Origin of the sequence: Streptomyces sp. AC1-42W, assembly GCF_003248355.1 — a bacterium.
GTDB lineage: Bacteria > Actinomycetota > Actinomycetes > Streptomycetales > Streptomycetaceae > Streptomyces.
The window spans coordinates 1,863,436-1,876,739 of sequence record NZ_QKWY01000002.1; the positions used below are offsets into that span (position 1 = coordinate 1,863,436).

At 69.5% G+C, this 13,304-nt stretch carries 10 protein-coding genes and 2 pseudogenes; 3 read left to right on the forward strand and 9 right to left on the reverse strand.

Going from position 1 to position 13,304, the window contains the following annotated elements; genetic code table 11:
* Window positions 1-17: 17 nt before the first annotated feature.
* Both DNK56_RS26490 and DNK56_RS26500 read right to left on the reverse strand, forming a co-directional pair.
* Window positions 18-1,181 carry a DnaB-like helicase N-terminal domain-containing protein gene (locus tag DNK56_RS26490; protein WP_111338326.1) on the reverse strand — a complete coding sequence of 388 codons (1,164 nt, stop codon included), beginning with the start codon at window positions 1,179-1,181 and terminating at the stop codon, window positions 18-20.
* Window positions 1,182-1,447: 266 nt separating this feature from the next.
* On the reverse strand, window positions 1,448-1,894 hold the full coding sequence (locus DNK56_RS26500; protein ID WP_199563615.1) for a hypothetical protein: 447 nt from the start codon (window positions 1,892-1,894) through the stop codon (window positions 1,448-1,450).
* Between DNK56_RS26500 and DNK56_RS26505 the strand changes: the two genes are divergently transcribed.
* Complete coding sequence (locus DNK56_RS26505) at window positions 1,893-2,267, forward strand: hypothetical protein (RefSeq protein WP_111338327.1); 375 nt, start codon at window positions 1,893-1,895, stop codon at window positions 2,265-2,267. The two genes, DNK56_RS26500 and DNK56_RS26505, sit on opposite strands and share 2 nt — an antisense overlap.
* Before the next feature lie 51 nt (window positions 2,268-2,318).
* Here DNK56_RS26505 and DNK56_RS26510 read toward each other — a convergent pair whose 3' ends face one another.
* The 7 genes and pseudogenes from DNK56_RS26510 to DNK56_RS36235 all read right to left on the reverse strand — a co-directional run bounded on the left by DNK56_RS26510 (window position 2,319) and on the right by DNK56_RS36235 (window position 12,214).
* A complete protein-coding gene (locus DNK56_RS26510; RefSeq protein WP_241990090.1) occupies window positions 2,319-4,553 on the reverse strand; it encodes a tyrosine-type recombinase/integrase in 2,235 nt (744 codons plus the stop codon).
* The gene (locus DNK56_RS26515; protein ID WP_111338328.1) at window positions 4,550-5,596 is read right to left on the reverse strand and encodes a tyrosine-type recombinase/integrase; all 1,047 of its coding nucleotides are present in this window, start codon (window positions 5,594-5,596) and stop codon (window positions 4,550-4,552) included. Before DNK56_RS26515 ends, DNK56_RS26510 begins: the two co-directional genes overlap by 4 nt.
* 198 nt (window positions 5,597-5,794) lie before the next feature.
* Window positions 5,795-6,322, reverse strand: a pseudogene (locus DNK56_RS26520) (hypothetical protein); the annotation flags it as partial.
* A gap of 53 nt (window positions 6,323-6,375) precedes the next feature.
* Window positions 6,376-8,167: pseudogene (locus DNK56_RS26525) on the reverse strand (type IV secretory system conjugative DNA transfer family protein).
* Between the two features lie 195 nt (window positions 8,168-8,362).
* A complete protein-coding gene (locus DNK56_RS26535; RefSeq protein ID WP_111338330.1) occupies window positions 8,363-9,616 on the reverse strand; it encodes an ATP-grasp domain-containing protein in 1,254 nt (417 codons plus the stop codon).
* Window positions 9,617-9,683: 67 nt separating this feature from the next.
* The gene (locus DNK56_RS26540) at window positions 9,684-10,898 is read right to left on the reverse strand and encodes an MFS transporter (RefSeq protein ID WP_111339620.1); all 1,215 of its coding nucleotides are present in this window, start codon (window positions 10,896-10,898) and stop codon (window positions 9,684-9,686) included.
* A 53-nt stretch (window positions 10,899-10,951) separates the two neighbouring features.
* Window positions 10,952-12,214, reverse strand: coding sequence for a hypothetical protein (locus DNK56_RS36235; protein ID WP_241990091.1), 1,263 nt, complete (start codon window positions 12,212-12,214; stop codon window positions 10,952-10,954).
* 238 nt (window positions 12,215-12,452) lie between these two features.
* Between DNK56_RS36235 and DNK56_RS35100 the strand changes: the two genes are divergently transcribed.
* Both DNK56_RS35100 and DNK56_RS26550 read left to right on the forward strand, forming a co-directional pair.
* Window positions 12,453-12,605: a DUF6892 domain-containing protein gene (locus DNK56_RS35100; RefSeq protein ID WP_158558470.1), complete on the forward strand. Its 153-nt coding sequence runs from the start codon at window positions 12,453-12,455 to the stop codon at window positions 12,603-12,605.
* Between the two features lie 120 nt (window positions 12,606-12,725).
* Window positions 12,726-13,121 (forward strand): hypothetical protein, encoded by a 396-nt coding sequence (locus tag DNK56_RS26550; protein WP_241990092.1) that lies wholly within the window; start codon window positions 12,726-12,728, stop codon window positions 13,119-13,121.
* The last annotated feature ends 183 nt before the right edge of the window (window positions 13,122-13,304 follow it).

Here is a 13,304-nt window from a genome sequence, read left to right on the forward strand (position 1 = left end):
CGTGAGGAGCGGAGGGATCAGTGGTGGCCGCGTGCAGGTGGTCGTGTGCTGGCCGGTGCGGGGGCCGGGCCGGTCCGTCCGGCGGACGGTGGGACTGGCGACGGCGTGCTGCGGGCGAGGGCAGCGTGCATCCGCTCCGCAGGAGGACCACTCGAAGAGGGAGTGGGCTGGGGCGGGGGTGCGGGTGAGCGGCCCGTGGCGGTCTGCCAGCGCGCCCTCACCTCGTCGAGCGGGCCCAGGGCGTGCAAGGCGTGATTGATCAGCCGGCCCGGCGACAGCGCCTCAGTCCCAGCCAGGGCCAGTACCTCGTCGGCCGAGGCGGCGGCGGTCCGGGTGACGGAGGATCGGAGGACTTGCTCGCCGAGCCAGGCGGCATCGCCGGCACCGACGTCGTCGCAGATCGCGGCAAGATCCTCCGTCGTGAGCGTGCCGTCGGCCAGGAACCCGCGCCGCTGAGCCTCCCATAGAAGGGTGAGGCGGTCGACGGGTTCACCGCGGTGGTGCAGCGCGCCGAGGCAGCGGTAGAGCTGCCCGTGACCCGGGTCGGCGAAGTCGCCCGGCCGCAGCCACCCCACCACCGCATCCATAGCCTTCGGCCGGTCCGCCAGGACAGCGAGGAGGAACTGTTCGTCCTCCATCACCGAGTTGGGGACCGGGCCGCCGCGGTCCGTGGCCGGTGGTTCGGTAGCCGGGACCGGGCGAGGCTCGGTGCCCCACCGCTGGGCGAGGTCGTCAAGAACCCCGGCCAGAACATCCGTCCGGTGCAGGGCGCCGTCGACCTGGCCCTGGAGCGCATCGGCGCGGGCGGCCTGGCGCAGGCGGACCGCATGCTGGGCGATGGTGCGGTGGATAGCGCCTTCCAACACCATCCTCGCGTACACCGGGGCGTGTTCGGGGCGCGGACAGGCCGAGATCAGCATGTGTGCGTAGACGGCGGTCAGGCCCCGGACGTGGCGGCTGGCCTCGTCGACCGCATCGGTCACCCACGACAACGGCACAGTCCCCTCGGCGTCCAGCGCGCCGTGCCCGCCGGACTGGAGCTTGCGCAGCGCGGTGAACAGGGCACGATGAACCGGCCGGTCGAAGTGCTCCGGGACGAGCCAGCCCAGGAGCGAGAGTTGGCCCGGGTCCAGGAGCACCGCGCCGAGGACCGCCTGCTCGGCCCTCTGCAGCGGTGTCATCGCCGGTCAACCGGGCGCGGGAGTGCGTCCGTACGGGCGCGGAGGCCGGCGACGGCTCGGTCGGCAGCGGCTGAGGCCGTGGCGAGAGCATCCAGGGCGCTGGCGAAGACGGGGTCGTCGGTGCGTACGGCCCCAGCCTCGCTGACCAGCCACCACTGGCCGTTGCGTCGAACGGCTGGTGACCGCATGAGTCCCCCGGCGTGAGTCCGAGGGAAACCAAGGCGGAGAGGGGAGAACACGATCAACTCCTGTGCAGTGAAGGGGTGTCACGAAGCGAGGTCGTGATCGGTCTGGGTGGGGGTGCCGGATCGGCAGGACCAGGGGGAGCATCCGTCCGGCTCACCGTTCTCCAGCTCGGCGTCGGCGACCGCGTCGAAGACATCGGTCTGCCGCCCGGACCACTCGTGGGCGGTGACCCGGTCGATCGGCGCCTGGTCAAGGGGGCGTCGGCTTCGGTGCAGGTACGCCTGTCCGAGCAGGGGCTTGCCTTCGGCGGTCGCGCGGGCGTTGCCCGAGCGGATCGCCGCATCGAAGGCCACGACGTCCTTCCATTCCTCGGGGGACTCGTCGCGCAGGGCCCGCCACTGCGAGTTGCCGTGGTACGGGCAAGTTATTGAGAATCGAGACAGGTTCGTGACCTTTCGTCTGGGGGAGGGATCGCCCTCCCAGGGCGGTTGCGGGGTGCGTGAACGGGCGTGGTAGACACGCGGCATGGCTGCGTTCATGGCGTTCTTCGATGGTTCGACCACCACCTGGCGGGTCAGCTCAGCCGCCGTGACTTCCGCGATCACGGAACTCTGGGCCGAGGTCGAAGCCGATCCGACGCCACGAAGTGAGGTGTGTGCCTTCAGCTGGAGCTTCTGCACGGATGAGGGTCCGGGCGAGGCGCTCCTTCCGGAGGATGGGACGGGCCTGTACTTGGACGCGGCCCTGGCAGACTCGGCGCAGGTCGCTTGCTTGCTTCGCCAGCTGATGCCGGATTCCGTCGAGCTGGTGTTCTGCGATCAGGGTTACAACTTCGATGTTCGAGTCCAGCCGGGCGTCACCGCGGCGGAGCTCATCGCAGACGTGGATGCCCAATCCTGAGTGGGAACCGTCCGCAGGCGATCGCGGCCTGGTGGAGGCGGCCAGTCTTGCTCAGCTGTCTCTCTCGCGGGAGATGGTCTCGGTGAGCTGGGTGAGGGGGATGAAGGCGGACTCGGTCCCCAGCTCTTTGGGTGTGGGCCCCGCAGGTGTGGGGATGTCGGCCAGTCGCTCGACAAGCGCGGTGACGGCGTCGCGGTCACCTTCGAGTGCTTCGCGCTCGTCGTCGGTGAGGTCGACCTGTTCGAGCATCCTGTTGATGCCGTCCTTGACCGCGAGGAGCTGGCCCTTGGTCGACTCCTTGGGGACGTAGAAGGGGCAGCGGGCGCAGGCCATGCGGTGGGGGCACTTGGCGAAGAAGTCGTAGCTGCAGTAGCCGTCCCCGAGGTCGTAGTACTTCCAGGGCTGTTCGCCACCGGCGGCGGCGCCGGTGAGGATGCTGTCGCGGTCGATGAGGACCTCGATGGTGCGGATGTTGCGGGCGAAGTAGTCGGCTTTCCGGTAGGCGGCAGTCAGGGTTCGTTGGAGGATCTTGGCGTAGTAGCGGGTGCTGGCGGGGTGCTTGTGGCCGAGCCATTGCTGCAGGTCGCCGAGGGTGAGGGGGTCGCGGGCGTTGAGGAGTTGAGTGGCGATGGTGCTGCGGGCCCGGTGGCTGGTGAGGGCACCGCGGGAGTCTTCGGCAGGGATGCCGGCCTTCTGGCAGAGGGCCGGAATGATGTTGTCGTTGAGGTAGGCGTTGCCCACCAGTTGGCCGCGGTGGCAGAAGAGGTGCTGGCGGGGCAGGCCAGTCTTGCGGTCCGCGAGGTCGGGCTGGGGCGAGCGGACGAGTTTCCAGGCATCGATCAGTTCTCCGACGAGCGGGTCGACGGGCTTGGCGAAGGGCCGGCTGGTCTTGTTCTGCGGGATGTGCAGCAGGCAGATGGGGTAGGTCTCACCGGTTCGTTCGTCGGTTCCTTCGTCCCAGGTAATGCAGTCCAGGTCGAGGCGGCGCAGCTCGTCCATGCGGCAGCCGGCGAACAGCCAGACGCCGACCATGGCCCGGACCATCTCGATGGGGTAGTAGGTGGCCTGCCAGCCCGCGGAGCGGGCCCGCGGTGTGCCGTAGGGCTTGAGGTCCTCGCTGTTGAGCGTCAGCCCGGCGGCCATGAGCTTGGCCCAGGTCGCGTCGTCGATGATCCGCGGGTTGGGTCCCATGAGCGCACGGAGCGACAGCGGCATGCTCAACACCTGCCGCGGGTCGAACCGCGGCTTGATCCACTCCCATTCGATGAGGTCGTTGAAGAACCCTCGGATGCTGTCGATCCGGTTGGCCTTCCCAGCGGGGCTCAGCGGTTGGCCGAAGCGGGAGCGGTTGCGGCTGTGCCCGGCCCACTGCCCGACGGTGGCGGTCATCGTGTCGGCGATGTACTCGGCCGCGATGTCACGCGTCCAGTGCTCGGGAGCGACCGCCTCAGGGTGCTTCTCGGCGGCCCAGCGGCCGGCGACCAGGATGGCCGAGAGCATCGACCGCTTCGTCCCGGGTTCATGGGTGACCAGCCGCATCCACCGCAGGGCCGCATCCCGCCACGGGGACGGGACCGTGGCCAGGGCCGCGGTTTCCGGCCCGGCCTTGTCCTGGTTGGTGCGTAGAGGCGAGGAGATGATGCCCTTGTCGGCGAGGACGCGGGAGATCTTGAACAAGCCGCGGCGGCGGCTCGTCGCGCCGGTGGAGCGGTAGTGCTCCATCAGGTCTTCCAAGAGGGGTTCGCGCAGGTCCTCCAGGTGAGGGCTGTTGTTGCTCAGGAGGACGTCGATGGTCGCGTTGCGGACCTGCCAGGGCAACAGGTGCGTGGAGTTGCGCCAGGCCGTCAGGGTCTCCGCGACGGCATCGACTGCGGGCTGGATGGCCTGCGGGCCGAAGACCAGGTCCGCGAGCCGGGCCAGACTGGTGATGCCGGCGGTGCCGTGCAGGCGGTGGTGTCCACCGAGCTGGTGGCCCAGAGCCGCCACATGAAACCGAAATGCCCCGGCCTCCGCTGCGGCCTCTGCCCAGGCTTCCTCGTCCCAGGTCCAGTACGGCCTCTGCTGGCGGTGGACCTCCTTCAGTAAGCGAAACCGCGCCGAGCGGGCCTTGCCCGGATCCCAGGCGGAGGTGACCTCATCAATCGGGATGATCAAGCGCGCCAGATCCGCCGCTGCTCGGGCGTGCATCGCTTTCAACGGGGCGATGTGCTCCAGTGCTGTCACCTCCTTCGGTATGAGGTCGGGCAGCAGGTGCATGGTCAGCCGGTGGCTGGGGTTGTGGGTCACGGTGTCTCCAGAAGACGGGCGAGGAGCCGCTCGCGGTCGGCGTGGAGGGTGGTGTTCGCCCGGTGGAAACGTGCTGCGAGCTCACGGCCGGACAGGTGGATGTAGCGCATGGTCGTGGCCAGGTCGCGATGGCCGGCGTACTGGGCGATCTGGTCGATGGTCCAGTCGGCCCGGGCCAGGTCCGTCAGCCGTAGGTGCCGGAACGTGTGCGTGGAAAGGCGACTGACACCGGACGTGCTGCTGAGACGTTCGACGATCTTCGACCAGCTCGACGCTCCGAGCGGACCACCTGGGTTCCGGTTCGACGTCGACCGCAACAGCGGTCCGCCGACCCTGCCGACCGAACTGCGTCGCTCGGCCAGGTAGGCCATGAACAGCTGCCCCGTCGCCTCCCCGTAGGTGACTTCCCGCGACCGCTTGGACTTCGTCGTCTCCGCCCTCAGCCGGATCAGGCTGTAGGCGGGATCGAAGTCATCGCCGGAGAGCTGGACGAGTTCCTCGCGGCGTAGGGCGCCGTCATAGGCGAGAGAGATCATCAGACGGTTCCGCAGCGGCTCGGCACGAGCCACCTCCAGGATCCGCTGCCAATCGGCCTCCGTCGGTATCCACGGCGCTTGCTCGATACGCCGAACCAGACCCCGCTTGGGCCGGCGCCCTCGTCTGCCAGCCTGACCGCGCCGCACCGGGTTCCGCTCCCGCAGCCCGTCCTCCACCAGAAACTCGTAGAAGGTTCGGACTGCCACGAGCCGCTGCTGCACCGTTGCGTTTGCCAGCCCCGGACCCGCCCGGCTCGCGCCCTTCCCCCGCGGCCGACCAGGCGGGCGCTCCAACATCTCCCCGATCCACGCCGCCACCGTGTCCGCCTTCGCGTACAGCGGTTCCGTACCTTCCGCAGCGCAGAACCGCAGATGGTCCTCCACCGCGCGGCCGTACGCGTCGATCGTGTTCGGCGCCCGCCCGATGTTCGCCATGAACTGCAACCACCTGCGGGCTTCTTGATCCGCTGTCAGGGTAGGGAACTTGTCCCACGGGACGTCGACCATGGCTCCAAGCTAAGGGCTGTCCCGTAATCCCCGGTGGATCAGCGCGCGGCGTCAGATGCGGTGCATCGCAAGGCGGAGGGGCGTTCGCATACTGGACGTATTCGGACGTTCCGACAACGCAGCGAGGTGCCGTAGCTGTCGTCGTGCGCCCGCCGGGGATTACGGGACAGCCCTTAGCCCCGGTCGATTCCACATAAGGCACCCCAGGCAGGCGGATTTGGGGGTCTGGCCGAAGCCCCTGGAGCGCAGTAGCCGTAGACAGTCCGACCGCGAGAAGCCGAGCTCGATCAGCGGGTGGCGGTTCTTCATGTAGGCGACGTCGGCGTCCTTGGCCCGGTGGAACTCATCCACAGAGATGCCGATCCACTGCTCGACGTGCATTCCGGCGGGGATGCGCTGCGGGTGCGGGTAGCCGAGCAGCTCGCGGACCTTCTCCTTGATCGGGCGGACCTTGTACTGCCCCGTGCACTGGCGCCGCGACATACCTTCACCGCCATCGGCATTGAGGATGTGCAGGGGCATGGAAGCGAAATGCTTGGTGGGGTCTAGCGCGTCCGAGCGGATGTTTCCGGACGACACCCGCAGGATCGGAATTCCGGCGGGCTTCGCGACCTCTGACTCGATCCGGTCGAGGTGGTCGTAGACGCTGCGCGGCTCCCAGCCCGTGTCCGCGAAGATCGCCGCGTCTAGCTTCGGTAGGTGGCCCTCGGCCGCCAGGAGCAGCAGACATGTCGACTGCACGCCGGCGCCGAGCGAAAGCACCTTGAGTGCCGGGGCGCTCATGCCGTCAGCCCGAAGTCGTCGCCAGCAGCCTCGACCTTGGCCAGGGCGCGTTCGGTGATGGCCTTCGTCGCCCGCGCGGAGGCCGGGCCAATGACCTTGGCGGAAGGCTCCTTGTACCAGGGCCGGATGCTGAGCATGGCGATGCGCAGGCCGGTGGCCAGCAGCAGCACCTTGCCCTTCGGCAGGGCACGGATCGCGTCCGGCGGCAGAATCCGCTCGGTGCGCATGCTCACCGAGGAGGACTTGCCGCCCTCGCTCGTGGACACCGAGACGGTCTGGACGTCGTGGTCACCGACCTGGCGGCTGAGCCGGTCGGCGAAGTCCGCGTCATCGATACCGGACCCGACGATCTTGACGGTGGCAGCGGACCAGAGAGCGTCCATCCCGGCCTCGCCCCAGCACCGCTGACCCTGCCGGTAGGACTGCAGGATCGTAATCGGGATGACGCCCCGGCTGCCCAAGTGGCTGTACAGATCCGGCAGGTCGCTGATCTTGCACACGTTGGCGGCTTCGTCGAGCACGCACAGCGCGGGCGGGTCGAGCCGGCCACCGGAGCGCTCGGCGACGACGACGGCCGCGCGCATCACCGCGTCTGCGGCGGCAGCGATGATCGCGGACGCGCTGCCCCCGCCGTCCTTGCTCAGCAGGTACAGAGTGTCGCGGGAGGTGGCGAAGGCGTATGGCTTGAACTGGGGAAGGTCTGCGGTGGGCGTGACCCAGGCGGCGACGTCCGGGTCGAGGAGACAGCTCGCGTACTGCCGCGCCGTCTCGTAGATGCCGTCGCGGGTTTCGGTGGCGCCGGAGACGGTGCCCTGGAGCTGGGCGGCGACGGCGTCGTGGCCGGCGTCGGTGAGCAGGTCCACCGGGGTGCGGTCGTTGGGTGAGGCGAGCCAGGCCAGCACGTCGGTGACCGGGCGTCGGTGGCTGGCGGCGGCGAGGAAGAGGGCGCCGAGCGTGTTGGCGGCGGCGGTGGACCAGAAGTCGGACCCGTTGGACTCGTCCACGCTCGCGGCCACGAAGTGCCCGGCCAGGCGCTTGGCCCCGGCCAGGTCGCGGGCGTCGGCGAGGATGTCCCACCACATCCGACGCGGGTGGTGGGCGATCTGCTGCGGGTCGAGGGTCCAAACCGTGCCGACTTCGGCGCGGGCGTCGACGGTCGCGGTGAAGGCGTCGTTCGCGGCCTTGTTGCTGGTGAGCAGAACCGGGCCGGGGGCCGAAAGGATCGCCGGGATGGCGAGTCCGGACGTCTTCCCGCTGCGCGGCGCCATGATCGCGACGAGCACGTCCTCCCAGGACGCCCGGACCTCGGCCCGGCCCGGCTCCAAGGTGCCGAGCAGGATGCCGCGATCAGCAGCCGCGACCTCTTTTACTCTCCCGCTCGTTCAGGGACGGGCGCAGGTCACGGGCCTTCGCGGTGATCTCCTTGCCGAGCAGCGGAGCGAGGTCGGCCTTGCGAGCGAGCCCGGTCGCCGAGCCGGCACGTTGGCGTATCCAGAGCACCGTGGCAGCGGTGATCAAGGCCAAGGTCAGCAGGCCGGGAATGATGCGGACGCCGACCAGCAGGGCGGCGGTGTCCAGATCGGGCCACAACACGTCGGGGTGCAACAGGGCCTCGGTGGCGTCATAGGGCGCCCACCGTCCGTCGGCTGCGATGGAGTTGGTCAGGTTTCCGGATATCCAGGCCAGGGAGCCGAAGGCTATGGCGGTGCCGAGGGCAGCGAACAGGAGGTAGAGGAGCGCGTCGGACCCGGTGGTGGTCGAGGGCGCGCTGGTACGCGGTATGGGCATGGGGAGGTTCCAGGAGGTGCGCGGGCGAAGGGGGCAGGAGGCGCGGGCCGCTTTTCTGCTGGTCATCATGGAATTCGTCTGGTCGGGGCATGGAATTTCGGCTGCGGGACATGCGAGGCGGCGCCGGAGCGGCATGCGGTGAGGCAGATGTTGTGGTGGATCGCGGCAGCGACGGCGCCGATGCTGGAGTAGTGGTCAGGCACGGGGCGACCCGTCGTAGAGCTTGACCGACAGGGTCAGGGAATCGGTGAGGGTGGTGAGCCGCTGCTGGGCCGCGCCGGGGGCGTCGGCGGTGACAACGAACCATCCGATCCGGCTCGTGTCGAGGTCACCAGCTGGCGGCAGGACGACGCGCTCTCCCGGCTCGCGCAGCCACGTCACCTGGTGAAGCCACGGGCGATCCGGACCAGGCGCGAACGGCAGGTGCCGTTCCGTGAGGGAGCCGCTCGCGGGCGGGTAGACGATCTTGATCGCGGCGGTCGTGTGCTTCGTACGGGTGAGATCGGGTTCTTTGCCGCCCGCGACGTCGGCGGCGATGCGAGGCAGGTCGAGACCGGTGGCGAGACCTACCAGCTTCCCGATCAGGTCGCCGCCGATGCGGGCATTGACCTCGATGATCCGTGGGCCGGTCGCAGTCAGGCGCATCTCGACGTGCTGGATGCCCTCTGTGACTCCCAGGGCCTGGACCGCCCGCACGGCGACGGGCGCGACCTCGGGCAGCAGTGGGTCTCCGGCGTCGACGGTGTGACCGATCTCCTCGAAGTACGGCGCGAAGCCGACCTCCTTGCGGGTGACGGCAAGTGCGGTGGTGACACCGTGCCGCGTGACGCACTCCACCGATATCTCAGGTCCCGACAGGTACTCCTCGACCAGCACGCCGCTGCCCTCCGGTCCCTGCCCGCCCGCGCCGGCTGCGGCGAAGTTCCATGCGTCAGGCAGCTGTTCGGGCGAGTCGACGCGCACGACGCCGATGCTGGCCGCGTGTGATGCGGGCTTCAGGACGACTGGGAATCCGGTTCGCAGTGCGGCGGCGGTGGCCTCGGCCAGGGTGCTGACGGTGGTGGAGGCGGCCGAGGGAACCTGATGCTCGGCGAGCAGCCGGCGGCTGGTCGCCTTGTCCCGGCACGCGTTCATGGCTGCCGCGCTGTTGCCGGGAACACCGAGGCGAGCGGCGAGTTCCGCGGTGGGGACGAGCGCGTACTCGTCCCAGGTGACGACTCCAGCGATGGGATGGCGCGCGGCCAGGGCGAGGCCGGCGGTGACCACGGACTGCGGGTCGTGGGTGTCGGCGACCTCGTGGTCGAGCACGAGGCCCGGCCGCAGGGACGGGGGCTCGGCGTCGATCAGGGCGATCGGGTACCCGGCGGCGGCCTGCTCGATGCAGTAGCCGCGATACACCGGGTCGGAACCGCCGACGACGATGAGCAGCGGAGTGGTGGGCTGGAACATGGGAAACCTCCAGAAGAGACAACGGGAAAAAGGAGAGAAGAGGGGGAAGAGAACGTTTAGCGGGCTTTCACGGAGTACCGACCGGTTCGGCGTACTCGTGTCGGGGGCGCGGGACCTGCTGCCGGGGCGGTTCGCAAGCGGCCCGGTGGCGACGCAGACCTGCGAAGCAGGCGGCCAGGACCAGGCCCTGAAGCGCGGCACAGGCCAGCAGCAGGTGGGGAAGTTCGGCGGCGGGTACGAGGGCGACCAAGGCGCCAGCCAGCGGGAGCGGCACCAGGACTAGAAGGATCGTCGCTGCCAGGGTCGAGCCGAACGCCGCCGCAGGGATCAGCCGGGACCGCAACGTGCGCAGGACCACGGTCAGTGCACCTTCACCGGCCATGACTACCGCCACCGCCACGGTGTACGTAAAGAAGGTCGGCGCGACAGCGGTGACGAGGCAGGCCGCCGTGGCGAGCGCGGCGGCCACGGCGCCGACCGCCCACGTGCCGCACCGGTCGATCGCCCGCCTGCTGACCCACACCGCGAGCAGGGAGGCAACCGCTGCCGCGCTCCAGACCGAGCCCACCAGCGCGGTGGAGGAATGGAACTGGTGAAGAACCATGATCGGGGCGGCGGCTTGCAGAACGCCGGTGGCAAGATTCGACGCTGCCAGGCTCACGACCAGCCAGACCAGCGCGGGCGTACGACGAAGAACCCTCCACCCGGCAGCCAGACTGCTCGGCTCCGTTGCGTGGCGAGCCGGTTGCGTGACACCGGACGCGGTAACGGTGGCGACCAGGGACAGGAGCGCGACCACGGCCATCATCACCGAAGGGTCGGCCAGGAGGAGCAACCCGCCCAGAAGCGGGCCGACGAGCACAGCTCCTTGATCAATGCCGGTCTGCGTCGCCTGCACACGGTGCGCCTCAGCCCCCAGACGGCGGCCGGCAGCGACACCGAGGGTCTCCACCGCGACGAACGAGACCTCGGCCAGCAGTCCGGAGACAGCGCTGAAGGCCAGCACCACCCCGGTCGTTACCGTGCCCGCCATCGGAAGCACCAGCAGCGCCGCCCCGGTCAGGAAGACGAGACAAGCTCGTACCGTGTTCGCCGCACGAAAGACAGAACCGGCACCCCACCGGTCCACGAGAACTCCGGCGAAGGCAAAGGCGGCCAGCCTCGGCGCCCATTCGAAAAGGAAGGCGAGCCCGGTCAGGGCGGTGGAACCAGTGGTGACCAGCACCAGCAGCGGGATAGCGTAGGTCGCCGTCGCACTGGCCAGAGCATCGGACGCCCGCATCAGGTACGTACGCGCCAGACCGGCTGACGACACGAAGGGTGCGCGCACCCCGATCACCGCCGCGGACCGGAAGCACGCGACGAACGGGCATCCACGCGGGCACCCGCGGTGATCTCGACCGCTCCGGCCGAGGCGGCATCCGCCTTGACCGCCGCAGGCGAAACGGCCACCGCCGCCCTCTGGACGAAGGAGCGATCCTCCGCCCGGACCGATGGACCGGACCACGCCCCGACGCGACCCAACTCTTCATCTGCCCCGCGAAGTTCCGCCTGCGCCGTGCTGATGAAGTCGGCAGCCACACCGAACCGGTTGGCCAGCTCGTACGCCTCCTCATCAAGGCCGTTGATGTGCTCGCCGACAGCCTCCAGCGCTTCCCGGACTCGTTCCAGCGCTCCGTGCTCGGGGTTCAGGAGCTGCTCGGCCGCATCTCGGAGGCCCGCTCCGCCCTCGGTGGCCCTGATGGAATCAGTGATCCGGACAAGCTCGGCACCGGCGGCGTAGTGCTCAAGGGGGCGTATGGCGGCGCTCACCTGAGACGTGTCCAGAGAAGGAGCGAGAGCGACGTCATAGCGGGCGGCGCGGAGCATCTCGGCCGCATGGCTGGCAACGGCCCTCTGGTCGTCGGCCGACGTGGTGGTGGGAAGCCGGTGCCGCCGGCCGTGCCAGTCATCGATCTGCTGGAAGCCGGCGTGCCTGAGCAGCAGGGCAGCGAGGTCGTCGTTGGCCCCCTTTGCCACGACGCTGTCGCTGGGCTCGGCGGAGATGGTGATCGGAGCGGGCACGAGGGTCTCCTGGGTACGGGGGGTGGAAGTGGGGGAAGCGGTGGGAAGGTGTCCCAGCTCGGTGGCGATCCGGTGGCACTCGGACTGGAGCCGGAAGGCGTCGCGGTAGCCGTTGTGCACGCCACCGTCCTCGCGGGCGAGGGTCGCCACGACATGCACCTGCCGGGGACGGCGACGGATGGCGATCCATCGGCTGGCATCCGGGTCACCGCGCGGAGCGATGCCGGTCGCCGCGACCAGCCGACGGGCGACCCCAGCCCACTGCTCGTCGGAAAGATCAGGCCGACAAGGGTCCGACCGAACTGAGCAGAACCACGTCGGCCGCTGAGGCGCACGGCCCGCGAGACGTTCGAGCGGTGCGTCGAGCGCCTGCGCCAGAGCAAGCGGACCGACCTCGGCGAGCAGGTCCACCGGGGCACCGTGCCCATCGCCCGCGACCAGCCACGGACGGATACGACGGCCGCGCTCACCCGGCCCGTACAGGTCGGAGAGCACGTCAGCCGTACTGCTGGCGTGCTTCAGGTGAACGATCACGGCACCTACCTCGTCGGGCAACGGCGAACGAGAGCCCGAGGACCGGGCTGTCAGGTAGGAGAATCCGCAGGAATCGGGATTTGGTGCGGCCGGAGATCGCTGCTAGGGCCCGTCTTCGAAGTGATCTTGCTCAGAGCAGGAACGACGCGAGCGTTACCGCCGCTTCGTAGGAGGCGGCGGTCTTGTCGTACCGGGTCGCGACACTGCGGTGCTTCTTCACCGGCAGTGCGCCCTGTCCTTGGGCGGCGAGGACGACCTCTTCGAGATCCGCTCCCTGGACGACCCGGAGCTGCTGCCGGACCTGAAGCGCGTCATCGCCGTGGACGACGGCACACTGGTCGTACCGGGCAGGTGGGAGACCTTCACCGCCCGCGACATCGAGGCGAGCTGAGGGGCAGGCATGGGAGCGCCCGGGGGACGAGGGGAGGTCATGCGGTGTGCGTACTGCCGGCGTGAGGTCGTGTGCCGGCAGCCGGCGTTGGGCGGGCCGCCCTGTGTGGGGCAGATCCACGTGCACAGCAACGAGGAGGCGTGCTTCCCCGAGCAGGGGGCGGCGAGTTCACGCGCCTGGCCGCCCGGCGGGTGCGGCTGCATGCCCCGGGATGTGAAGGCACGCGTGACCGACCTGCCTCCTGCGCCCCCACCGCTGAGGGCCGGTACCAAACAACTGACCGAGGTCGGCAAGGCGTTCCTCGGCCTCGCACCGGGCGTGGGGGTGAACGTCGTCGAGCTGGCGGACGGCGCGGGCGTGTGCGTCGTACAGACCGGGCGCGGCGGCGGAAAGGTGTACGTCGCACCCGACCGGACCGTCCTGTTCGTCCCCTCCGCCATGGATTTCGAGACCGGACTCACGGCCTTCCTCGCCGGGGCACGCACCCCCGCGAGGCGGTTTGAAGACGGACCTTAGTCGCACATGGGCAGCCGCCGCCGGGGGCCTGAGCCTTCACGTACGAGGGGGTGCCGCAGTTCGATGCGGATGAGCGCAGAGGCGAACGCCGTACTGCGATGACTGAAGGAGGCGGAGCGCCCGCCGGGCCCACACTCGGCAGGCAGCACGTACAACACTGCCGGTACTGCAGCACTGGTATTG

Excerpts from the sequence above, each read along its gene's own strand:
- DNK56_RS26500 (WP_199563615.1), bottom strand. The coding sequence starts at position 1,894 with ATGCCGCGTGTCTACCACGCCCGTTCACGCACCCCGCAACCGCCCTGG.
- DNK56_RS26515 (WP_111338328.1), bottom strand. The coding sequence starts at position 5,596 with ATGGTCGACGTCCCGTGGGACAAGTTCCCTACCCTGACAGCGGATCAA.
- DNK56_RS26540 (WP_111339620.1), bottom strand. The coding sequence starts at position 10,898 with ATGCGGGCGTCCGATGCTCTGGCCAGTGCGACGGCGACCTACGCTATC.
- DNK56_RS26505 (WP_111338327.1), top strand. The coding sequence starts at position 1,893 with ATGGCTGCGTTCATGGCGTTCTTCGATGGTTCGACCACCACCTGGCGG.
- DNK56_RS26535 (WP_111338330.1), bottom strand. The coding sequence starts at position 9,616 with ATGTTCCAGCCCACCACTCCGCTGCTCATCGTCGTCGGCGGTTCCGAC.
- DNK56_RS26490 (WP_111338326.1), bottom strand. The coding sequence starts at position 1,181 with ATGACACCGCTGCAGAGGGCCGAGCAGGCGGTCCTCGGCGCGGTGCTC.